The organism is Synechococcus sp. H55.7, assembly GCF_047462395.1.
Lineage (GTDB): Bacteria > Cyanobacteriota > Cyanobacteriia > Thermostichales > Thermostichaceae > Thermostichus.
The window spans coordinates 25,091-45,312 of the sequence record NZ_JANSJD010000024.1 but is presented as its reverse complement, the minus strand read 5'-3'; the positions used below and the strand labels follow the sequence as shown (position 1 = coordinate 45,312).

The 20,222-nt window shown below is 59.5% G+C and carries 19 protein-coding genes and 1 tRNA gene; 8 read left to right on the top strand and 12 right to left on the bottom strand.

The window, feature by feature from the left end; all coding sequences use genetic code 11:
- Window positions 1-88: 88 nt before the first annotated feature.
- The 3 genes from NW851_RS11465 to NW851_RS11455 form a co-directional block, all read right to left on the bottom strand.
- Window positions 89-1,546: a cobyric acid synthase gene (locus NW851_RS11465; RefSeq protein ID WP_414333762.1), complete on the bottom strand. Its 1,458-nt coding sequence runs from the start codon at window positions 1,544-1,546 to the stop codon at window positions 89-91.
- A gap of 178 nt (window positions 1,547-1,724) precedes the next feature.
- Window positions 1,725-1,796, bottom strand: a tRNA-Gln gene (locus tag NW851_RS11460).
- A 52-nt stretch (window positions 1,797-1,848) separates the two neighbouring features.
- Window positions 1,849-2,427, bottom strand: a complete 579-nt coding sequence (locus NW851_RS11455) for an FHA domain-containing protein (RefSeq protein ID WP_414338643.1) — start codon at window positions 2,425-2,427, stop codon at window positions 1,849-1,851.
- A gap of 280 nt (window positions 2,428-2,707) precedes the next feature.
- Between NW851_RS11455 and NW851_RS11450 the strand changes: the two genes are divergently transcribed.
- Genes NW851_RS11450 through NW851_RS11440 form a run of 3 tightly spaced genes read left to right on the top strand, consistent with a single transcriptional unit; the run spans window position 2,708 to window position 5,518 of the window.
- Window positions 2,708-3,559, top strand: a complete 852-nt coding sequence (locus NW851_RS11450) for an inositol monophosphatase family protein (RefSeq protein WP_414333754.1) — start codon at window positions 2,708-2,710, stop codon at window positions 3,557-3,559.
- Window positions 3,560-3,611: 52 nt separating this feature from the next.
- Window positions 3,612-4,538: an ABC transporter substrate-binding protein gene (locus tag NW851_RS11445; RefSeq protein WP_414333753.1), complete on the top strand. Its 927-nt coding sequence runs from the start codon at window positions 3,612-3,614 to the stop codon at window positions 4,536-4,538.
- Window positions 4,496-5,518, top strand: coding sequence for a J domain-containing protein (locus NW851_RS11440; RefSeq protein WP_414338638.1), 1,023 nt, complete (start codon window positions 4,496-4,498; stop codon window positions 5,516-5,518). Before NW851_RS11445 ends, NW851_RS11440 begins: the two co-directional genes overlap by 43 nt.
- 12 nt (window positions 5,519-5,530) lie before the next feature.
- Here NW851_RS11440 and NW851_RS11435 read toward each other — a convergent pair whose 3' ends face one another.
- The 4 genes from NW851_RS11435 to NW851_RS11420 all read right to left on the bottom strand — a co-directional run bounded on the left by NW851_RS11435 (window position 5,531) and on the right by NW851_RS11420 (window position 9,419).
- Window positions 5,531-7,138, bottom strand: a complete 1,608-nt coding sequence (locus tag NW851_RS11435; RefSeq protein ID WP_414333750.1) for a type II CAAX prenyl endopeptidase Rce1 family protein — start codon at window positions 7,136-7,138, stop codon at window positions 5,531-5,533.
- Between the two features lie 67 nt (window positions 7,139-7,205).
- Window positions 7,206-7,913, bottom strand: a complete 708-nt coding sequence (trmB, locus tag NW851_RS11430) for a tRNA (guanosine(46)-N7)-methyltransferase TrmB (RefSeq protein WP_414338634.1) — start codon at window positions 7,911-7,913, stop codon at window positions 7,206-7,208.
- Between the two features lie 89 nt (window positions 7,914-8,002).
- A complete protein-coding gene (locus NW851_RS11425; protein ID WP_414338647.1) occupies window positions 8,003-8,923 on the bottom strand; it encodes an L-lactate dehydrogenase in 921 nt (306 codons plus the stop codon).
- A gap of 145 nt (window positions 8,924-9,068) precedes the next feature.
- Entirely contained in the window at window positions 9,069-9,419 is a 351-nt protein-coding gene (locus NW851_RS11420) for a hypothetical protein (RefSeq protein ID WP_414333746.1), read from the bottom strand.
- A gap of 335 nt (window positions 9,420-9,754) precedes the next feature.
- On the opposite strand from NW851_RS11420, the gene NW851_RS11415 reads away from it, so the two are divergent.
- Both NW851_RS11415 and NW851_RS11410 read left to right on the top strand, forming a co-directional pair.
- Window positions 9,755-9,904: a hypothetical protein gene (locus NW851_RS11415; protein ID WP_414338631.1), complete on the top strand. Its 150-nt coding sequence runs from the start codon at window positions 9,755-9,757 to the stop codon at window positions 9,902-9,904.
- A gap of 36 nt (window positions 9,905-9,940) precedes the next feature.
- Complete coding sequence (locus tag NW851_RS11410) at window positions 9,941-11,665, top strand: ABC transporter ATP-binding protein (protein WP_414333744.1); 1,725 nt, start codon at window positions 9,941-9,943, stop codon at window positions 11,663-11,665.
- A gap of 3 nt (window positions 11,666-11,668) precedes the next feature.
- Here NW851_RS11410 and NW851_RS11405 read toward each other — a convergent pair whose 3' ends face one another.
- Window positions 11,669-12,574: a carbohydrate kinase family protein gene (locus NW851_RS11405; RefSeq protein ID WP_414338628.1), complete on the bottom strand. Its 906-nt coding sequence runs from the start codon at window positions 12,572-12,574 to the stop codon at window positions 11,669-11,671.
- 6 nt (window positions 12,575-12,580) lie between these two features.
- Window positions 12,581-13,426, bottom strand: a complete 846-nt coding sequence (locus tag NW851_RS11400; protein WP_414333740.1) for a M48 family metallopeptidase — start codon at window positions 13,424-13,426, stop codon at window positions 12,581-12,583.
- Between the two features lie 275 nt (window positions 13,427-13,701).
- Between NW851_RS11400 and treY the strand changes: the two genes are divergently transcribed.
- Entirely contained in the window at window positions 13,702-16,515 is a 2,814-nt protein-coding gene (gene treY / locus NW851_RS11395; RefSeq protein ID WP_414338624.1) for a malto-oligosyltrehalose synthase, read from the top strand.
- Here treY and tpiA read toward each other — a convergent pair.
- From tpiA to NW851_RS11380, 3 genes are all read right to left on the bottom strand, one after another.
- Window positions 16,501-17,265 (bottom strand): triose-phosphate isomerase, encoded by a 765-nt coding sequence (tpiA, locus tag NW851_RS11390; RefSeq protein ID WP_414338621.1) that lies wholly within the window; start codon window positions 17,263-17,265, stop codon window positions 16,501-16,503. The genes treY and tpiA overlap by 15 nt on opposite strands.
- Window positions 17,266-17,424: 159 nt before the next feature.
- Window positions 17,425-18,108: a hypothetical protein gene (locus tag NW851_RS11385; RefSeq protein WP_414333735.1), complete on the bottom strand. Its 684-nt coding sequence runs from the start codon at window positions 18,106-18,108 to the stop codon at window positions 17,425-17,427.
- Window positions 18,109-18,193: 85 nt separating this feature from the next.
- Window positions 18,194-18,604: an FHA domain-containing protein gene (locus NW851_RS11380; protein ID WP_414333734.1), complete on the bottom strand. Its 411-nt coding sequence runs from the start codon at window positions 18,602-18,604 to the stop codon at window positions 18,194-18,196.
- 195 nt (window positions 18,605-18,799) lie between these two features.
- Here NW851_RS11380 and NW851_RS11375 point away from each other — a divergent pair, with 195 nt between their 5' ends.
- Window positions 18,800-19,216 carry a rubredoxin gene (locus NW851_RS11375; RefSeq protein WP_414333732.1) on the top strand — a complete coding sequence of 139 codons (417 nt, stop codon included), beginning with the start codon at window positions 18,800-18,802 and terminating at the stop codon, window positions 19,214-19,216.
- On the top strand, window positions 19,216-20,214 hold the full coding sequence (locus NW851_RS11370) for a photosynthesis system II assembly factor Ycf48 (protein WP_414338618.1): 999 nt from the start codon (window positions 19,216-19,218) through the stop codon (window positions 20,212-20,214). Before NW851_RS11375 ends, NW851_RS11370 begins: the two co-directional genes overlap by 1 nt.
- Window positions 20,215-20,222 lie beyond the last annotated feature (8 nt).

Below are 20,222 nucleotides of genomic sequence, written 5' to 3'. Positions count from 1 at the left end.
CCGATATCTACACTATCTTTTTCGTCGGCTGCGTCTTTTGTTTATATTTCAGTGGGGGTTGGTTTGGGTGTGGGGCCGGGGGTGAGGGCTATTCCAGCAACAGGCGCAAGTCCAGGTGGGGCCGCCACCGCTCCGCCAGCCGCTCCAGCAATTGCTCCCGCTGCTGAGCATAGTGGCCTTCCAGCTCCGGCAAGGGATCCCAGCCTTTTTGGCGGCGCAACTCGTTTAGCCAGTGTCGCCGCCAGCGGTGATTGTCGAAGAGGCCGTGCAGATAGCTGCCCCAAATCCGGCCCGTGGGATCCCGCCAGCCCAGGTTCTCTTGGTCGAAGATCGGCAGGCAGCCAGCGGGATCCGCCTGGGTGGATCCCTGGTGGATTTCGTACCCCTGAACGGGAGCAGGAGCGGGCCAGCAGCTTTGTGTCTGCACCTGCCGGGTAACTTTGGTGGGGTGCAAAACAGTGGTCAGAGGGAGAAAGCCCAGCCCTGGGTAGGTGCCGGCAACTCCCTCTAGGCCATCGGGATCGGCGAGGGTTTCCCCCAACATCTGCAGTCCGCCGCAGATGCCGACGATGTGGCCGGAATAGTGGCGCAGTTGGTCGGCCAGGCCGGTCTTTTGCAATGCCAACAGATCCTTGAGGGTGGTTTTGCTGCCGGGCAGGATGACGACATCGGGGGATCCCAGGCTTTGGCCGGGGTGAATCCAGCGCAGATGGACGCTGGGCTCGGCCAGCAAGGGGTCGAAATCGGAGAAATTGGCCACCTGGGGCAGGCGAACCACGGCGATTTCCAGGGAGTCTTCCCGCCTGGGACGGCGATTTTCCCAGAGTTGGGGGCCGGCCTCGATGCCCAGCGAATCTTCCTGGGGCAGCACCCAATCCAGCCAGGGCAGAACCCCAACCACCGGGATCCCGGTGTAGCTCTCCAGCCAATCCAGGCCGGGCTGCAGCAGCTCCCGCGAGCCGCGAAACTTGTTGATAACAATGCCGCGGATCAGGGCTCGTTCTTCCGGTTCCAGCAGTTGCAGCGTGCCCACCACATGGGCCAGCGCCCCACCCCGGTCGATGTCCGCCACCAGCCAAGTGGGGGATCCCAAATGCAAGGCGACCCGCATATTTGCCAAATCCCGATGCTTGAGATTCACCTCCGCCGGGCTGCCTGCCCCCTCGCAAACGATCCAGTCGTACTGCTGTTGTAAGCGGGCCAGGGCTTCTTTGACCGCTTGCCAGGCCGGCGCAAACCAGCGTTCGTAATACTCGCCGGCGCGGCAGGTGCCCACCGCCACTCCATTCAAGACGATCTGGGAAGTCAGGTTGCCCTGGGGCTTCAACAGGATCGGGTTCATCTCCACCGCAGGCGGGATCCCGGCGGCCCAGGCTTGCAGAGCCTGCGCGTAGGCGATCTCTTTGCCCTCGGCGGTGACATAGGCGTTGAGGGACATATTCTGAGCTTTGAAAGGGGCAACCCTTTTTCCTGCTTTCTTGAGAAGGCGACAGAGGGCCGTTACCAAAAGGGTTTTGCCCACATGGGAAGAAGTTCCCACCACCATCAAGGCTCGACCTGAACGGCTCACCCCGGATCCCTCACCCTTGGTTGCTGGCTGTTGCTATTCTCTCCGCAGAAAGTCGCGCCCAGACAGGTGGCCAAAGCGCGTCGCCGAGGCAAGAAGCCGAAACCCCAGGTCTGCTCCAAGGCCTGGTGCCTCTGTGCTCTCAACGGATTTTGAGCTGGGGCAGATGGATTCGAACCACCGAATGGCGGGACCAAAACCCGCTGCCTTACCGCTTGGCGATGCCCCAATTCACATTGCTTAACCGGCTTAATTAATGTAGCGATGCAGGTTTGGGTCTGTCAACGGTTGCGCTGGCCTCCTGTGTCGTGGGGAAGCGGCAGCTCTTCGCCAAGGCCAGAGCCAGCGTCAAAGGGGTTCACAGAGAGAATGCGAGCCACCTCGAAGAAATAGGCACGGATCTCCGGCCCAAAGTAGATGACATCCCCACTCTTCAGGTAGTGGGTAGCCACCCGCTTGCCGTTGACAAACACCCCATTGGCACTGGCCTGCCCCTTGCGGTTGCCGTCGATCAGGCAGTAGGTAAACCCTGTCCGGCTGGACTGGGTGGACACCCGCACCAGGTAAGCATGGCGACGCGAGACAAACCGGTTGACGATCTGAATGGCGTTGGAGGGATCCCGGCCAACCGTGTAGATGTTCTCCCGCAGGATGTAGCTGCAGGGCCGCACAGGATGGCAAACGGACAGGGTAAACTCCGGGTGAGACAACGGCTGCTCAGGGACTTGGTCGAACAGATCCAGCGGCAGGTCAAAGCCTTGGCTGGAAAGAGAACTCCCCCCGCCCACCTCTGTGATGGAGGTCAAAAAGTCGTCGTAGCTCTGTGGCAACAGCGTTTCCTCCTCGACGCTCAACCGCATGCCCGGCAGCCTAGCTCTTCAAGTCTAAGCCCTTAAACCTTAGAGTTCCTCAAAACCCTACCCTTTGTACCACTTCCAAAAAACTCGGCCTCGGCAGGCTGTCGGAAAACCCACAAGCCTTATGTACTCTACTATACACCACAGGCGGTTTTGGAGATGCTCCATTTCTCCAAAAATGGGAGCTCAGGTTGGGCCTGCTCCTGTTGTCAGGGATCCCTTGGGAGCCACAGCCTTGGCCGCGGGCGGGCTATTCTGGGTAGCAGGTTTGTAGCCTTGAGGTGTGGGTGTGACGGAGGCCCTGTTGCGTCGGTTGGATGTGGCCACAGAGGCGGCTCTGGAGGCAGGGGCTTTGCTGCGCAGTTACGTGGGGGGCAACCTTGCCATTGAGGAGAAACGCCCGGGCGACCTGGTGACGACAGCGGATCGCGCTTCCGAGGAGCTGATCATAAAAATCTTGAGGCGGCACTTCCCCGAAGACGTGATCTTGACGGAAGAATCCGGCCAACAGGGATCCCCGCAGGGCACCTACGCCTGGATGATCGATCCCCTCGATGGCACCACCAACTTTGCCCACGGCTATCCCTTTGCTGCCGTTTCTATTGGTCTGCTGGAGGGGCGGGAGCCGGTGCTAGGAGTGGTCTGCGACATCTTTCGCGGGGATCTCTTTCGCGCTGTGCAGGGGATGGGAGCCACCCGCAACCGCCAGCCCATCCGCGTCTCCTCTACTACCGAACTCTCCCGCAGCCTCTTGGTAACCGGCTTTGCCTATGACCGGCGCGAAACCCCCGACAACAACTACGCTGAGTTCTGCCACTTCACCCACCTCACCCAGGGAGTGCGCCGGGGCGGATCGGCTGCCCTGGACTTGGCCTACGTGGCCACCGGCCAGTTGGATGGCTATTGGGAGCGAGGTCTCTCCCCCTGGGACATTGCCGCCGGGATTGTCTTGGTGCGAGAGGCCGGCGGCAAGGTCACTGCCTACGATGGCAGCCCGGTGGATGTGTACAGTGGCCGCCTGCTGGCCAGCAACGGCTGGTTACACGCTGCTCTTCAGGAAGAACTGGCCCAGGTCAGCCCCCTGCCGGTCTCCTTCCCCATGCGGCGGCCTCGAGAGCGAAACGGCCAAAGATAAAGATGAGGTAAAGTTCAGGCAAAAATTGGGTAAGCTTTACGCACAGGCCCTTATGGCTCCTTCCCAAGGTCAGAGAGATAGCTTGGCCGGGAAAACACTCCGGCGTTGTTGTTGGGCGGCAGGGTTTGGCCTGGCACTTCTCTTGGGGATCCCGGCCTACCCTCAGCCTGCCCAAAAACCGGCCCTGCCCGCTCCTGCCGGCGAGCGAGCCCAGCCCCCCGATTCCCGTTGGGCCGAAATTCAGGCGCGGGGGCGCATCCGGGTTGGCCTGGATCCCAGCCTGGGCCCGGCTTACCTCTACACCGACCTAGAGCGGCAAACCTACGCCGGCTTTGAGTGGGATATCCTCGAGGCGCTTGCCCAGACGCTGCAGGTGCAGGTGGAGCCCGTCTACGTGGCTTGGAGTCAGCAGTTGGCGGCTTTGCAAGCGGATGAGGTGGATCTCATCTGGGGGGCGCGGGAAGCTTTGGGCTTGGATCCACAGCAATTTCTCGCCACCCGACCCTACTACCTCAGCCCCCAGCGCTTGGTGGTACGGGATCCGGGGCCAGGGGAAACTCCCATTGAGGCGCTGTCGCAATTATTTGGCCGCAAAGTGGGCATTGTAGTTAACAGTACGGGAGCAGCTCTGTTGGAGGCGTACAACGAGAGGCGGGGCAACGCCATTCGTCTTTTTGCCACCAGCAACCCGGAGCGCCTGTTTGCTCAGCTCCAGGCCGGCCAGTTGGATGCCGTACTCGTCGATCAGCCCGTTGCCGCCCTGAGCCTGCGCCAGGCAGGATCCCGACTGCGCCTGGCGGGGCCGCCTCTGTTCCCGATTCCTCTGGTGGGCGTGGTATCCTCGCAGCATCCTTCTCTGAAGGAAGCCGTGGATGGGGCAATCGCAATCCTGACCGAGAACGGAACTTTGCAACGCATCTTGGAGAAGTGGCAACTATGGGATCCAACTCTGATGTCCCCCGCCTCAGCCGAGGACTAGCCCGCTACGAGACGGACCATTTCGCCATCTTGGGCGTACCCCTCACCGCCGACTCCAAGGGGATCCGGCGCGGCTACTTGCAGGCGGCCAAGGCCCTGCACCCGGATCGCTTTGTCGGGGATCCGGAAGGGGCAGAGCGGGCCAACGTCCTCTTTGCCAAGCTGGTCAGCCCGGCCAACGAAGTGCTGACCAAGGAGCAGGAACGGTCAGAATACGAGACTGTGCTCAAGCTGCGCGTTCAACGCCTGCTGGAGTCGCCGCCCCCCGATCTGTGGCCCACTGGAGAAGCCGTCAAAGGCCTGGCCGAGCGCTCTGATTGGCAGGAAGAATACGTCCGGCGAGTGGAGAAGCTGGCCAAAGAGCAATACAGCTCCATGGCCACGCTGCTGGAGAAAACCGAGCAACTGAGCGAGCTGAACCTGGCCTACCTGCTGCTCAAAGCCGGCTACAAAGGGATCCCCGCCCCTGCCGCCAGAACCACCACCCTGACTGGGATCCCAACCCCTTCCCCCAGCCGCACCACCTTGGGTGGGATCCCGGCCAGCTCCCCCGTTCCGTCTCCTACTGCCCCGCCCACCCCGCCCCCAACTCCGCAACTCAGCCCCGCTGAGACTCGCTTCCTGCAGGCGCTGGACATGATCGAGCGCAAGCAATACCGGGATGCGGTGCAGTATCTGAACTTCGCCATCAGCGCCCAGCCCAACGTGGCCCGCTACTATCTGCACCGGGGTATCGCCCACCTCAAGCAGGGCAACGCCGGCATGGCCAAGGCCGACTTCCTGCAGGCCAGCCGCCTCGAGCCGGCCAACGCCGAGTTGATGGCGGAGGTGCGCCGCTGGTTGCAGCAGGTCACCACCCAGCAGCCGGTTCCCGTCCCTGCCGCCAGCCGCCAGACGTCCCAAGCCCAGAAAATCGTGCCACCGCCGCGCAAAGAAGACAACGGCGGCTTCTGGAGCCGCCTCTTTGGCAAGAAAAAGTAGGCCAAACTCCGCTCAGGAAGCGCCCCCCAGCACCAGCAGCGTGACCAGGGATCCCGTATTCCAGAGGCTGTGCAGCAGGATGGGGGCCAGCAGGTTGCGGCTGTGGCTGTACACCACCCCCAGCACCACCCCTAGCATGGTCAGCGGCAGCAGATCGGAAAGGTTGAGGTGGGCAAGGGCAAAAGTGAAGGCGCTGAGCAAGATGGCAGCCCCCATCGGCAAGTAGCGGCTCAGCGTAGGCAGCCAAAAGCCCCGGAACAGCACCTCCTCAAAAACGGGGGCACAGACAGACACCACGGCCAAAAACAGCAAGCGCGCCCCCCAGCCGTGGCTGTCCAGCAGCAGCGGCAAGATGGGGTTCCCACCCCCTGCTTGGGGCAGCAGCAACTGCGACAGCGCTGCTGCCAGCACCACCAAAGGTAGGGCCACCCAGTAGCCGCATAGGCCCCAGAGCGGCCAAGGGCCCCACAGCCGCACCTGCAACGCCTTCTGCCAACCGGGATAGATCCGAAGAAGCCGGTACAACAGCGCCGCCCCCAGCAGAGCGCCGGCGTTGTAGGTGAGAAACAAGGCCACCGCCTGATGCCAAGGGCTGAGCTGTTGTGCCCCCAAGCCGAGCAGAACCATGTAAAGGCGAGGCACCAAGGTATTGAGGAGAATAAACCCCAAAAACCAACCGGTCAGCACCGCCTGCGCTCCGATCCCCTGCCAAGGCACCTCCCACGGCGGGCCGAGGAGCGGACGTTGGCGCCAGAAGCTCCAGCCCAGCCAACCCAACAGGAGGATTAGCCCCAGCAGCGCCCCCAGCATCGGGATCCCGCCCACCACTGCCAGCCGGAACAGAGCTGCCAAGGCCAATTTTTCCTGCTCCTGGTTGAGGGCATTGAGGCTGTCGCTGCGCTGTTGCAGCCGGTAGAGCTGCTGCAGGGCCACTGCCTCAAACCAGCCGTCCAGGTGGTTGCGGATCTGCACCTCGGCCTCCGGCAAGATGCGCCGTGGCGTTCCCCACAGCCCTTGCAAGAGCCGCGCCACCCCTTTTTGGCGGGATTCCAGCTCCAAGGGACGTTCTGGATCGATCACCTGCTGCCACTGCTGCTGGGCTGCCTCCAGATCCTCCTGGTAGGCGGAGAGCAGGCCCAGGCGCAGCCGCAGGGCGTCCAGCTCCGCCTGCAGCTCCTGGACAGAAGCCAGCAGAACGGGATCCACTTCTTCTGGAGTTGAGGCCGGCCCCACCGCATCCGAGAGGCTGGCCAATTCGGATCTGCCCGCCTCCGAGGGAGTCGCCCTTTCCAGCCGTGCCATCCGTTTGAGGCGCTGCAGGCGTTCGGCGTAGTTGTCGGCCACCTGCCGGTAGCGATTGTGGGCCAGCTCGAAAACGTTCTGCCCCAGCAAAGCCCGCGCCAGATCCTGATAGCGGGGATCGTCGAGGGTGCGGGCAGCCTGCAGGGCGAGATGGGTTTGCAACAGATCCAACCGCGTTTGGGGCGGCGGCTGAAACCAACTGCTGGAAAGCGAAAGCCCGACAATCAAAAGGGCCAATAGGCTCAGCAGGTTGAGGATCCCACGGCGAACAGAAAGCCAATGGGGATCGACCGAGGCCGTGGCGTCAGAGGGAGACATGACGGCAACAGAGGCAACTCCAGCGGGTTATATCCTAGCTTCTATTGGCTTCGGCAGGATGAAGGGGTCAGCGGCGCTCTAGCCAATAACGGTAGATGGGCAGCCCCAACTGCAGACACTGCCACTCCCGCTCGGTAGGAATACCGAAGGGGTTGTAATCGATGGGCCCCTGGCAGGGATCCCAAAACTGCGGATGGTCTAAAAATCGAGCTGCCATTTCCTCGGCCACTTCCCGCACGTCCGACTGCAGGAAGACGGGGCTGCCCGGTTGCAGCAGCAGGGCCAGATCCGCCACCAGTTGCGGTTGGACGATCCGCCGTTTGTGATGGCGCTTTTTAAACCAGGGATCCGGAAATTGGATGGTGACTCGGCTGAGATCCCCCGGGGCAAATAGATGCCGCAGCGAGACGTTGATGTTGGCAAAGAGGAAATGGACGTTATCCAGCCCCAGCTCGTCCCGCCAAGCATTGGCCCGCTCCACCAGCGGCTGTCGAATCTCCACGCCCAAAAAGTTCCAGTCGGGCTGCTCCTGGGCGATGCGCAGCAAAAAGCGTCCGCTCCCGCTGCCGATATCCAAATGAAAGGGTTGCCCCAGCCGCCGGTACACCCGTTCCCAGTGGGGCGGGGGGGTGGGCTGCTGGTATTGCGCCTGTAGGGGGTTGACGTGTTGCCGCAGCCGCTGGCCAAGACCTTTCTGCAGCGGGATCCCTGCCCAAGCGGGGGAGTCCTTCTCAGGTTGGGTTACCTGCTGTGCCCGTTGCACGTCTGTTTCCATAGACCACCTCCTGCCGCTAGCTTCAGCCCTCCCCCCAAGGGATCCCAAAAGATCCCCCAGTTGGGATGGAAAGGTAGAGGAGCTCTAGGCTACCACCGGATGCTGTCGATGACTTGCCGCAGGATCTGGGCCGAGTGGTGCAGTTGCTGTTGCTCGCTCTCGGTGAGGGACATGGCCAGCGTGCGCTCCACCCCCTGCCGACCGACCACTCTCGGCAAACTGAGGCAGACCTCCGGCAGACCATACTCCCCCTGGGTGAGGCTGCTCACGGTTAAAACGCGCCGCTGATCCCGTACCAGGGCCTGGACAATTTGCGTCACCCCCAGACCAATGGCATAGCTGGTGGCCCCTTTGCGGCGGATGATCTCATAGGCGGCATTGCGCACCTGCTCGAAAATATCCCCCAATTGGGCGGGATCCCACTCCGGCGAGAGCTGGCCAATCGGCGTGCCGGCAATGTTCACCTTGCTCCAGACGGCCACCTCGCTATCTCCGTGTTCGCCGATAATGTAGGCGTGCAGGCTGCGCGGATCCACCCCCAGCCGCCGGGCCAAAAGATAGCGGAAGCGGGCCGTATCCAACACCGTGCCCGATCCCAGCACCTGCCCCGCCGGCAGCCCCGACACCTTCAGGGAAACATAGGTCATGATATCGACGGGGTTGCTCACCACCAGGAAAATGGCGCTGGGGCAATGCTCCATCAAGGCCGGGATCAAGCTTTTGAAAATCTCAACGTTGCGGTGAACCAGATCCAAACGGGTTTCGCCAGGCCGCTGCTTGGCTCCCGCCGTCACAATCACGACGTCTGAGCCGGCGCAATCGGCCAGCTCTCCCGCCCAGATCCGCGTCGGCTCCACAAAAGGGATCCCGTGCACCAGATCCATCACTTCCCCTTCCAGCTTGGCGCGGTCGATGTCGTGAAGAACCAGCTCATCGAGGGTGTTCTGGATCACCATCGAGTAGGCACAGGCCATGCCCACCTGCCCGGCGCCGATGATGGATCCCTTCAAAAGGCGGCGAGAAGTCAGCCCACTGGCTTGCTGCTCAAAGGGTTGCTTGGGTTGGCGCTCAGAAACGGTCATGGCTTCAGCCGCTACGCTTCCCTTCCCAGCTTAAGCCTGGCCAAGCGGAGAGCAAAATAGCATTGGGTAGTCCTCAACTCCGTTGCTGGGTTAGCCGTTGCCAAAGCTCCAGAGGAATGCGCTCGTGAGGACACTTCAGGGACCGAATCTGAGCCAGATCTTCCGGCAAGTAGTGCAAAGCCACCCGCGCCGTTGCATCGAGGAGACTGCGCCGCCGCTGGGGATGTTGCTCGGCTTCTCCCAAAAACACATCCAGCCAGCCATCCTGCTCCTGGTAGCGCATCCGCAAAGCAGAGAGAGAAGGCAGGGACTCTTGGCGGTAGAGCTGGAAGCCCTGCTCAGGGCTCCACCCCAGCCACCACTGGGGCGCCAGTTGCCCCAACTGCCGACACCACACGCCCGCCTGCACCTGTTGCCATGTCATGCTTGCCACTCCGCGACCCGTTCTCCTGAGAAGGCTTAACTGCAAATCTTTAGCAATTGCCATTTGGGTAAGCACTTTACCAGACCTTCCCAGCTTGATGCAACTCTTTATCAAAGAAAACCCCTACCATGCCCCTAATTTATTGAAAGTAGTTGCAATAGAGATATCCTGTAGCTGAGTTAAGTGGTGGAGTTATATCCCTCAGTCTGACTCTCTATCTCTCTATGTTGTGGAAACAGCGGGGATCCCGCGGCGGCAGGATGTGGGTCATCTGCGTCTTCTCCGGGCCTGGTTGAGGTTCTTTGCTAATGCAAGTAATTCTAACTAGCAAGAGTATGGCTGATCGTGTTGATGCCCGGTTATGCTCCCAGCACCTACTGGCCGGCTTCCAGGTAACAGCGGTCAAAGAAAATGGCCGCAGCGGCTTTCAACTCGACCGGCCAGTTTCAAGGATCCCGGCAGCAGTGGGCAACAGTATCCTGTAAGCTGGTTGAGTCAGAGGCCCTTCTGGTTTGGGATTGGTGCATCCGGGTCGTAGCTATCGCCGTCTCATCCCTTTTATCCGGCCCCATCTGTGGATGTTGTTGTTGGGGCTGACCTGCACTCTTGGCTTTGTCCTGACCATGCCCGCGCTTGCCTACTTGATCGAGTGGGTGGCCCGCTCCATCGGCGCCGGGGATCTGGGGCAATTGCGGACGCTGGCCCTGATTGGAGTGGTGTTTTTCTTGGTGCGTGGCGCCTTCCAGTACGGCCAAGACACCCTGATGGCGAGGGCTTCCTTGCAAATGGTGTTGGAATTGCGCCAACAGATCTATGCCCATTTGCAAGCGCTGGATGTGGATTATTTTTCCGGCAGCCGCACCGGCGATCTGGTCTATCGCCTGACAGGGGATCTGGATCGGGTGGGAGAGGTGGTGCAACGCTTTTTCCACCGTTTCATCCCCAGCGTGCTCACCATCTTGGCGGTGGTGGCCTACCTGTTTTATCTCAACGGCATTCTCACCTTGACCACCCTGCTGATCGCCCCCCTGATGGCCGCTTTGATCAGTTGGTTTGGGGATCGCCTCTTGTTTCGCTCCCGCCTCAACCAAGAGAAGATGTCGGATTTGGCCGCCCTCTTGACAGAAGTGTTTGCCGGCATCAGTCTCACTCGCGCCTTTGCGGCCGAGGACTACGAAATTCGCCGCTTCAGTGCCATTGCCGAAAGCAACCGCCTGGCCCGGTTTCAGACCGAGCAGGTGAAAGCCATCCAAGACCCGGTGGTGGGTTTCCTGTACGCCATGAGCGTGTTGGGGGTGTTTTGGGTGGGCGGCTGGCAAATTAGCCAGGGCAACCTGACCGGCAGCCAGTTTCTCGGCTTTATTGCCGGTGTTGCCATGTTGATCGACCCCATTGTGCACATCACCAACAACTACAGCGAGCTGAAACAGGGTGAGGCTTCGGTGGAGCGGATTTTCGAGCTGCTGAACACTCGCTCGCAGATCCGGGAGCTGCCCGGCGCTCGGCCTATGCCCCCCATTCAGGGCTGGGTGGAGTTCGAGCAAGTTTCCTTTGCCTACAAACCGGATCAGCCGGTGCTCAAGGAAATCAGCTTTCAGGTGTCTCCCGGCGAGATCGTGGCCTTGGTGGGATCCTCCGGTGCCGGCAAATCCACCCTGGTGAGCTTGATTCCCCGCTTTTACGATCCGCAGCAGGGCTGCATCCGCATCGACGGCATCGACATCCGCACCGTCACCCTCAAGAGCCTGCGCCGCCAGATTGGCATTGTGCCGCAGGAGATCACCCTGTTTTCGGGAACCATTGCCAGCAACATCGCCTACGGACAAGAGCAGTTTGACCTGGAAGCGGTACGCCAGGCGGCCCAGGTGGCCAACATCGACACCTTTATCGAGAGCTTACCCGATGGCTACGCCACCCGCGTGGGAGAACGCGGGGTCACCCTTTCCGGCGGACAACGGCAACGGCTGGCCATTGCCCGCGCCGTGTTGCTCAACCCCAAGATCTTGATCCTGGACGAGGCCACCTCTGCTTTGGACAACGAGTCGGAAGCGTTGGTGCAGGAGGCGCTGCAACGGCTGATGCAACGCTGCACCGTTTTTGTTATCGCCCACCGCCTCTCGACAGTGCGCACCGCCCACCGCATTTTTGTCTTGGAGCAAGGGCAACTGCTGGAGCAAGGAAATCACCGCGAGCTGCTGGGCAAAGGGGGGCGCTACGCCCAGTTTCACCTGCGCCAGTTTCAGTAGGCTTCAGAGCCGCCACTCCTGCCGGAAAGGCCGATAGAACTCCGGATCCTGAGGCGCACCCCCCGCGATCCCGCAGATGGCCGAGGCAAATTGCACCGCCCGCTGCAGCAACACCTCCTCTGGCCATCCCCGCAGCAGGCCCAGGATGGCCACGGCACTGAAGCCATCTCCAGCGCCCACCGTATCCACCATCTGAGGTACGGAAACCGGGTCGGCCTGATAAACCTGGGCGGGGGTGATCAGGAGCGCACCTGCGGCCCCTAGAGTCAAAAATAGACCTTTCAGGTTCAACTGCGCCCGCAGGATCTGCCCTTGCTCCCGCACCTCTTTGGCAGGGATCCCTTCTAGCCGCGCCACCTGCTCCAGCTCCGCCTGGTTTAGCTTCAGCCAATCGCAGGTGCGCAGCATCTCCCGGATGGGATCCGGCTGCCACCAGGGATCCCGCAGGTTGAGATCCAAAAACACCGGACAGCGAAGGGCGGGGATCGTCTCCTGAAAGTGGCGATGGGCCGCTTCCCGTCGCGCCGCCAAGCTGCCCCGATAGAGCAGGCTGGGCTGGAGAACCCCGATATCCAACTGAATGTAGTCGTAGGCTTGGTCGGGCAAGATGGCAAAGCTTGGGATCCCCTCTGCATCCAGCGTGACTTGGACTTGGCCGGTGGGGTGAATCGGATCCCGTTGCAAACCTTCCAGGCGCAGCCCCTGCCGCCGCAGCGCCGCCAACAACTTTTCTGCCGCTTCGTCTTGGCCGATGCGGCTAAGCAAGAGGGGATCGGATCCTAACCCCTTGAGGTTCCAAGCCACGTTCAAAGCCGCACCGCCCAGCACCACCTGGCTGGGGAAGCAGTCGAAAAGCACCTCCCCCAAAATGAGAGGCAAGCCCTGGGGCACATCGGGGGGATCCATCATCGGCACTTAGGAAGCAGCCGCTCCCTGCAGCTCCAGGATTTGCTGGTAGGTGTTGCTGCGGAACCAACGCTCGATTTCTCTGGCCCGCAGGACCGGCAGCGGATGGGTGCGCCCCACCGTTTGCATCTGCTTCAGCTCCATCTGCCACAGATCCCCGTCCAGCTCGTCGTAAGCGCGGGCCTGCTCCAAAAAGGCGTCCACATTCAGCTTAGAGGCCAATTGCGGGGATCCACCGCACAACTTCATCAACACCGAGATCACCGTCTTGGCGTCTTGGGTGACCAACAGCGCCGCCCGGTCACAGGTAAACTCGGCGCACCGCAGCCAGTGCATCAGTTGCTCCTGCAACGCCTGATAAAACAGCCCGCCGAAGGGGAGCAAGCTGGTGGAGAGCATGAGGATGTTGGCCATCGTCAAGTAGACGCCGTGATTACATTTCAAATGGCCCAATTCATGGGCGATCACGGCTTGAATTTCCGGCGGCTCCAACAGATCCAGCAGAGAGCTGTGCAAAACGATAAAAGGCTTTTTCCCCTGCATGGCAAAGGTATAGGCATTGGGCGTGGGGTTCTGCCGCACATAGAGCTGGGGCACGTCCAGATCCAAGATGCGACAGGCCTGCACCAAAAGCTGGTGAATCTCCGGCAGCTGATGCTCGTTAATTTGAATACTGGAAGCGATGTTATCCAGATAAAAGACCTGTCCTGCTGTTGAGCCGAGCCAGTTTTGAATCAGCAGGCCCAGCCCCGGCACCTGCTGCAGAGAGCGGGTTGCCTGCAGATCCACAGGATGGCGAAACTGGTCGGCCCGCAGGCCCAGCAGAATGCGAGGTTCTTGTTGAATGGATGACATAGACAAGATGGGGAGAAAAAGGCTTCAAAAGCAGGCGGGCGGCTGGAGCTTGGGGATCCCTGCTGTCGGCCGTCAAGGGATGGAGACCAAGAGAGCTGGGCATGTCCGGGCTGACCTGCAACTGAGGGCTGTGAACCCCCTCCAACTGTTGCCTCGGCAGACTCCGCCCTTCCCTACATGGTTTCTTGATTTTAGCCGCTACTCTGGAAACATCTCTTCTCTCGACCCTAGTCCGTTTGCAAGCTAGACCCCTTTGTCGTCGTTCTAAGGTCATCATGCGGATCCCGACTTCCACCTATCGCATTCAGTTTCATGCTGGGTTTGACTTCGAGGCAGCACGGCAAATGGTTCCCTACCTGAAGTTGCTGGGCATCAGCGACTTGTATGCCTCTCCCATCTTCCAAGCCCGCAGCGGTAGCACCCACGGCTACGACGTGGTGGATCCGAGGCAGATTAACCAGGAACTGGGGGGAAGTGAAAAGTTTGAGCTCTTGTGGGAAACCCTCAATCAGCAGGGAATCGGCTGGATCCAAGACATCGTGCCCAACCACATGGCCTATGACGGCCAAAACCAAATGTTGATGGATGTTCTAGAAAGTGGGCCCAACTCAGACTTTATCGATTACTTTGATGTCAACTGGAACCACTCCTATCTGGGTATTAAAGGCAGGATCTTGGCACCCTTTTTGGGAGATTTCTACGATAAATGTTTGGAGTCTGGTCAAATTCAGCTTCGTTACGATGCCGATGGCCTCAGCATCAACTACTATAACCTGAGATTTCCTCTGAATATCGATACCTATGCCGATGTTTTTACCTACAACTTAGGTAAATTGCGGCGGAAGTTAGGGCGAAGCCACCCCGACTACATCAAGTTACTCGGGATCCTCTTCAGCCTGAGATTTATACCCAGCAAGGAAGATCTCCTAGAACGCACCGATCAAATTAACTTTGCTAAGCACTCCCTTTGGGAGCTTTACACGTCTAGCCAATCTATTCAAAACTTCTTTGACGAGAACATTGCCATCTTTAACGGCAAGCCGGGGGATCCCTCAAGCTTTGACTTGTTGGACGACCTTTTGGCGCGGCAGAATTTCCGCCTTTCCTTCTGGAAAGTGGGCGCCGAGGAAATCAACTACCGTCGCTTCTTCACCATTAACGAGCTGATCTCGCTGCGGATGGAGGATCGCGAGGTCTTTCGCAAAACACATCAGCTTATCCTTAAGCTGGCAGAACAAGAGCGCTTTACAGGCTTACGTATCGACCACATCGACGGCCTGTTTAACCCGGAAGAATATCTCCATCGCCTGCGGGAACGCTGCCCAGATCTCTACATCGTGGTAGAGAAAATCCTAGAAGCCGATGAGAAACTGCCTCAGCAATGGCCGATTCAAGGCACAACAGGATACGACTTTTTAGCCAAGCTCAATGGTCTTTTTTGCCAGGAAGAAAATGCAGAGGCTTTTGACTCTCTTTATCAAGACTTTACGAACCTACGACATTCCCCAGAACAGGTGATTGAAGACAAAAAACGTTTGATCATCGAGCGCAACCTGGCAGGTGATATGGATAATCTTGCTTTTTTGCTCAAGCAGATCACCAGCCATCACCGCTACGCTAACGACTTTACCCTCTACAGCTTGCGCCGAGCCCTGGTGGAAGTTTTGGTGTGCTTCCCGGTTTATCGAGTTTACATCCACCAAGGGATCCTCAGCCCAGAAGGTCAGCAGGTTATCCGTAAAGCTGTAGAGAAAGCCAAGGAGAACCTGCCCATCTTGGTAAACGAACTAAATTTTCTGCAGCGTTTTCTCTGCCTGGAGTCTCTCGACAATTTGTCAGAGCAAGAGAGAAACGAGCAGATCTACTTTGCCATGCGCCTGCAACAGTTGGCCGGCCCTCTCATGGCCAAAGGGGTAGAGGATACGGCCTTCTATGTTTATAACCGGCTACTATCCTTAAACGAAGTGGGCGGGGATCCCTGCCGTTTTGGCTTTTCTCTGCAGGAGTTTCACCGCTTTAACCAAGAACGAGCAGCCGAGTGGCCTTTTTCGATGAATGCTTCCTCTACCCACGATACCAAACGCGGCGAAGATGTACGAGCCCGCCTGAATGTGCTGTCTGAAATCCCTGCTGAATGGAAAAAACACATCAACCTTTGGCATGAGCTGAACCTCGGTTACAAGGTCCGCAGCAATCAAGCCAAGCGCTCGGAACTGCCAGATCGCAACGATGAGTATCTGCTCTACCAGACTTTGCTCGGCTCTTATCCCTTCCAAGCGGAAGAGGTGCCCCAGTTCGTGCAGCGGGTTAAGGACTATGCCATCAAAGCTGTGCGGGAAGCCAAAGTTCACACCGCTTGGCTTCGCCCCGATACCGAGTATGAAGAAGCCACCCTCGCTTTTATCGATCAGATCCTACAGACTTCAAGCCCCTTTTTGGAGTCCTTCTTGCCTTTCCAACGCAAAATTGCCCACTTTGGCATCTTGAATTCCCTCTCGCAAACGCTGATCAAGCTCACCAGCCCTGGGATCCCGGATATTTACCAAGGTACCGAGCTATGGGATCTAAGTATGGTGGATCCCGACAATCGTCGGCCTGTAGATTTTTCTCGTCGCCTCGCCTACCTAGAAGAAATTCAACGGCGAGTCAAACAGGATCCTCTACAGCTTGTCGAAGATCTGCTGTCCCACCGCCGCGACGGACGCATTAAGCTGTTTCTCATTCATCTTGTGCTCAAGGCCCGTCAGGAACAGCCGCAGTTGTTTCTTGGCGGAAATTACATTCCCCTGCAGGTGAGCGGATCCCATGCTGCCCACGTGGTGGCTTTTGCCCGCCAGCACGAGAAGCAGGTTTTGATTACGGTGTCACCCCGCTTTTTGACCTCGTTGATCGACGAGACGCAGGATCCCCTGGGAGAAGCCGTTTGGAAAGATACTGAAATTCATCTGCCCCGCTGGAGGCGGCTGGAGTGGGTGAACGGGCTGACCCAAGAAGGGATCCCTGCCGGCGAAACCTTGCCGGTGGGCATCCTCCTCAAGTCTTTTCCGGTGGCCCTGCTGTGGGGGCAGAAGAACCTACTGAGCAATTGAGGCCGGGGTCAGGGCCTGAAAGTTGGCGATGCGGGCAAACTCCCGCGGATCGAGGCTGGCCCCGCCCACCAGCACTCCGTCGATCTGGGGTTGGGCCATCAGCTCGTCGATGTTGCCGGCTTTGACCGAGCCGCCATACAGGAGGGGCAGTTGGTCGGCGCCCAGGTGCTGGCGGATCAAGCCGATGACCCGATTGGCCTCTGCGGCTGCACAGGTGTCGCCGGTGCCGATGGCCCAGATCGGCTCGTAGGCAATCACCAGGTTCTCCAGATCGATCCCTGCCAAGGCGCGATCCAACTGCCCTAGGATCCAAGACTCGATCAAGCCCTGCCGTCGCTGCTCCTGGCTTTCGCCCACGCACAAGATGGGGGTGAGGCCATGCCGCTGCGCCGCTGCCAAGCGCCGATTCACGGTTTCATCTGTCTCGCCGAAGTATTGCCGCCGTTCACTGTGGCCGACGATCACGTAGCGCACCCCCAATTCCGCCAGCATGGGGCCGGAGATCTCCCCGGTAAACGCCCCCTGATCCTCCCAATGCAGGTTTTGTGCTCCCACGGCGATGCCGGATCCCAGCGTTTGCTCTGCCACCACGGCCAGGTCTGTGAAGGGCACACACAGGATGATCTGCCGTTGTGAAGCCGCTCCTAAGGACGACGCTTGCAGAGCCGGAGCAAACTCCCGCAGAAACTGGCGGGCCTCAGCCTGGGTTTTGTACATCTTCCAGTTGCCGGCGATGAGGATGGGACGCAAGGTGGATCCTCCCTAAAAGACGCTCAGAAGACAACTAAAGAAGGGGATCCCAAAGCAGAAACCCAAATGGATAGGCAGGGATCCCAGCTTTTGTTTTTTCGTATGTCACAGTTTATCAGCAAGCGGCTCCAGAATACGGCGATGGGATCCGGGCCCCGGTTAACCCTCCTGGGCCGTCTCTTGTTCCAGGCTGGCAGCGATGGCCGCCAGGCAGTCTTCCCAGGCGGCTCCCTGCTCCAGAGATTGGACGGCGACGGCATAGGTCTGGGGGTGGGCCTGCAACAGCGCTCGTCCCTGGCGCAAGAAGCGGTTGATTTGGACCTTCATTTTGGCTGGAGAGGTCAAGGGCTGCGCTGCCAACAGCGTTGCCAACTGCTGCCGATCCTCTGTATCGCCCGTAATTTGGCTGTAGTGCAACGATTCTGCGGCTGCCCCCGCCATCCAGAACGTGCCGTAGCGCTCCACCTCTGCCCAAGGGATCCTTCCCTGAGCCTGCCAAGTGTGCATCGGGGCCCGATCCAACTCCACCCCGCCGTAGCCAGGCATCCCCCGTCGAAAGGCTTGCCAGGGACTAAGCACATAGCCCAACAACGGGATCCCGAGCAGATGGGCCACCAAAATGTGCCCCGCTTCGTGGCGGATGACCCGCTGCCGGTAGGCCGGCGAAGCCCAATCCAGCAGCCCGCCCAGCAACCCTGAAATCCGCCCCCCAAAGGCCACTTGCTCGACGATGACCAGCCCCACCAGTCCTACCAGGGGCATGGCAACCCGCGGCCCCAGCACCGCCGACAAAACCAAAGCTGCCACCACCCAAGCAGCGCGAGTAACTCCAGCTTCTGACATCGGCTAGCTACCCCCTTAACCAACCAGCTGAAGGGAGGATCCCATAACAGCTTACGCGCCAAAACCCAACAGGAAAGCCGGGCTTTCACAACCCGACAATCTGGGTGTTTTCAAAGGTGGCGAGAATTGCATCCAGATCTTTGCTCTGCAGTGAGTAGGTGGCAGTGGCATCGCTGCCAAACTGGATCTCGTCCCCATCCTCAAGATCCCGAAATTCCACCCGCTGCCCACCCACGTAAAGGCCATTGGTGCTAGGATTGCCCTGAATGTCGCCGTCGATAATTTGGTAGGTGAACCCGTCGGGAGAAGAAGGAGATTCGGTTTTAACCAAAATAGCGTGGTAGCGAGAGGCGTACTGCGAGTCAATGCGAATACTGTTGCGCGGATCCCGGCCCAATGAGTAGAGCTCGGCTGTCAACCAGTAGGCCTTTGGCCCCTGTCGATCTTTGACAATTAGCACATGATTGAGGGCCGGTCGGCGAGGGGGCGTGGTCATAAAGCCACCCACTTGCACAACACTGAGGGCAGTATACCCAAAACATAACATACGGAATCCCCCAGTTGGATCCCCATATCCACCGGATGAGTCTCACTGGGATGGGCAGGATTGGCACATCACCCTGAGCAGCGAGTAGATTTTTGTAACAACTCCTCTCATAATGGGATTAACGATGCACATGGATCCCTGACCATGAATGGCTCGCAACCGGATCCCGGTGTCCAACCCCGTCCTCCCCAGACACCGAGGCTGATTGAGCTACCGGAAGATGAAACCGATGCGCAGCTTGGCGATCCCCTGCGCATGCAGCGCTACGAATGCCGTTCCTGTGGCTACGTTTACGAGCCGGCCAAGGGGGATCAACTCAATCGGATCCCGGCGGGTGTGCCGTTTGAGGAATTGCCCGCCGATTGGAAATGTCCGGTGTGCCGAGCCGACCAGCGCTTCTTCCAAGCAGTGGGAGCCAAAGGCAAGCCTTCGGGTTTTCAAGAGAACTTGCGCTACGGCCTGGGGGTGAACGTGATGACCCCTGCCCAAAAGAACCTGCTCATTTTCTTGGGATTGGCGCTGGGGTTTTTATTTTTGATGAGTTTTTATTTCGTCGAGTGATGGCCAAGATGTTGAAGCTCTTGAGACTGGCGCTGTTGGCTGCTTGCTCCCTGCTGCTGATGGCGGCGCGGATGCCGAATATGCAGGTGGTGCCCTGGCAGCAGGTGGAGGTGCCTACCCAAAACATTCTGCTGGACATCGCCTTCACCGGCACCACCCCTACACACGGCTGGCTGGTGGGAGACAAGGCGACACTGCTGGAATCCCACGATGGCGGTTTGCACTGGCAGGTGCGGGAGCTGTCGAGCTTGGAGCCAGAAGCCTACCTTGCCTCGATCAGCTTTGCCGGGGCAGAAGGCTGGGTGGCCGGGCAGCCGAAGATCCTCCTTCACACCCTGAACGAGGGATCCGACTGGACTTCCATTCGCCTCAACACCCAACTGCCGGGTGAGCCGATCTTAATCCAGGCTTTGGGCCCTGGGGCTGCCGAGATGGTGACCAATGTGGGCGCCATCTACCGCACGGAAGATGGCGGGCAGACCTGGCGCGCTCAGGTGGAGGAGCCGATTGGGGCCATCAAAAACATCGCCCGCGGCCCTGGGGGAGAATACCTGGCGGTGTCGTCGCGGGGCAGCTTTTATTTTCTCTACACGCCAGAAAGCCGCGCCTGGAAGCCTTATCCGCGGGAGAGCTCCCGCCGCATTCAAAACATGGGTTTTGGCCCCAACGGCAGCGCCTGGAAACTGAACCAAGGGGCAGAGATTGCCTTCACGGAGGACTTCACCTCTGGCGAGTGGGCGTCGCCGCTGCGTCCGGGTCGGGCCCTCAGCTTTGGCTATTTGAATGCGGCCTATCAAAACGACCACGACCTGTGGGTGGTGGGGGGTGGCGCCACCCTGATCCACAGCCCCGACGGTGGCAAAACCTGGGAGCAGGCTAAGCAAGTCAGCGATATCCCCGCCAATTTCTACAGCATCGAGTTTTTCGGCCCCGACCGAGGGTTTATCTTGGGGCAACGGGGCACCCTCTTGCGCTATGTCAGCTCCAACAACTCCTGACGATCTCA

Excerpts from the sequence above, each read along its gene's own strand:
- NW851_RS11465 (WP_414333762.1), bottom strand. The coding sequence starts at position 1,546 with ATGGTGGTGGGAACTTCTTCCCATGTGGGCAAAACCCTTTTGGTAACG.
- NW851_RS11455 (WP_414338643.1), bottom strand. The coding sequence starts at position 2,427 with ATGCGGTTGAGCGTCGAGGAGGAAACGCTGTTGCCACAGAGCTACGAC.
- NW851_RS11445 (WP_414333753.1), top strand. The coding sequence starts at position 3,612 with ATGGCTCCTTCCCAAGGTCAGAGAGATAGCTTGGCCGGGAAAACACTC.
- NW851_RS11440 (WP_414338638.1), top strand. The coding sequence starts at position 4,496 with ATGGGATCCAACTCTGATGTCCCCCGCCTCAGCCGAGGACTAGCCCGC.
- NW851_RS11435 (WP_414333750.1), bottom strand. The coding sequence starts at position 7,138 with ATGTCTCCCTCTGACGCCACGGCCTCGGTCGATCCCCATTGGCTTTCT.
- trmB (WP_414338634.1), bottom strand. The coding sequence starts at position 7,913 with ATGGAAACAGACGTGCAACGGGCACAGCAGGTAACCCAACCTGAGAAG.
- NW851_RS11420 (WP_414333746.1), bottom strand. The coding sequence starts at position 9,419 with ATGACATGGCAACAGGTGCAGGCGGGCGTGTGGTGTCGGCAGTTGGGG.
- NW851_RS11415 (WP_414338631.1), top strand. The coding sequence starts at position 9,755 with ATGGCTGATCGTGTTGATGCCCGGTTATGCTCCCAGCACCTACTGGCC.
- NW851_RS11405 (WP_414338628.1), bottom strand. The coding sequence starts at position 12,574 with ATGATGGATCCCCCCGATGTGCCCCAGGGCTTGCCTCTCATTTTGGGG.
- NW851_RS11400 (WP_414333740.1), bottom strand. The coding sequence starts at position 13,426 with ATGTCATCCATTCAACAAGAACCTCGCATTCTGCTGGGCCTGCGGGCC.
- treY (WP_414338624.1), top strand. The coding sequence starts at position 13,702 with ATGCGGATCCCGACTTCCACCTATCGCATTCAGTTTCATGCTGGGTTT.
- NW851_RS11385 (WP_414333735.1), bottom strand. The coding sequence starts at position 18,108 with ATGTCAGAAGCTGGAGTTACTCGCGCTGCTTGGGTGGTGGCAGCTTTG.
- NW851_RS11380 (WP_414333734.1), bottom strand. The coding sequence starts at position 18,604 with ATGACCACGCCCCCTCGCCGACCGGCCCTCAATCATGTGCTAATTGTC.
- NW851_RS11375 (WP_414333732.1), top strand. The coding sequence starts at position 18,800 with ATGAATGGCTCGCAACCGGATCCCGGTGTCCAACCCCGTCCTCCCCAG.
- NW851_RS11370 (WP_414338618.1), top strand. The coding sequence starts at position 19,216 with ATGGCCAAGATGTTGAAGCTCTTGAGACTGGCGCTGTTGGCTGCTTGC.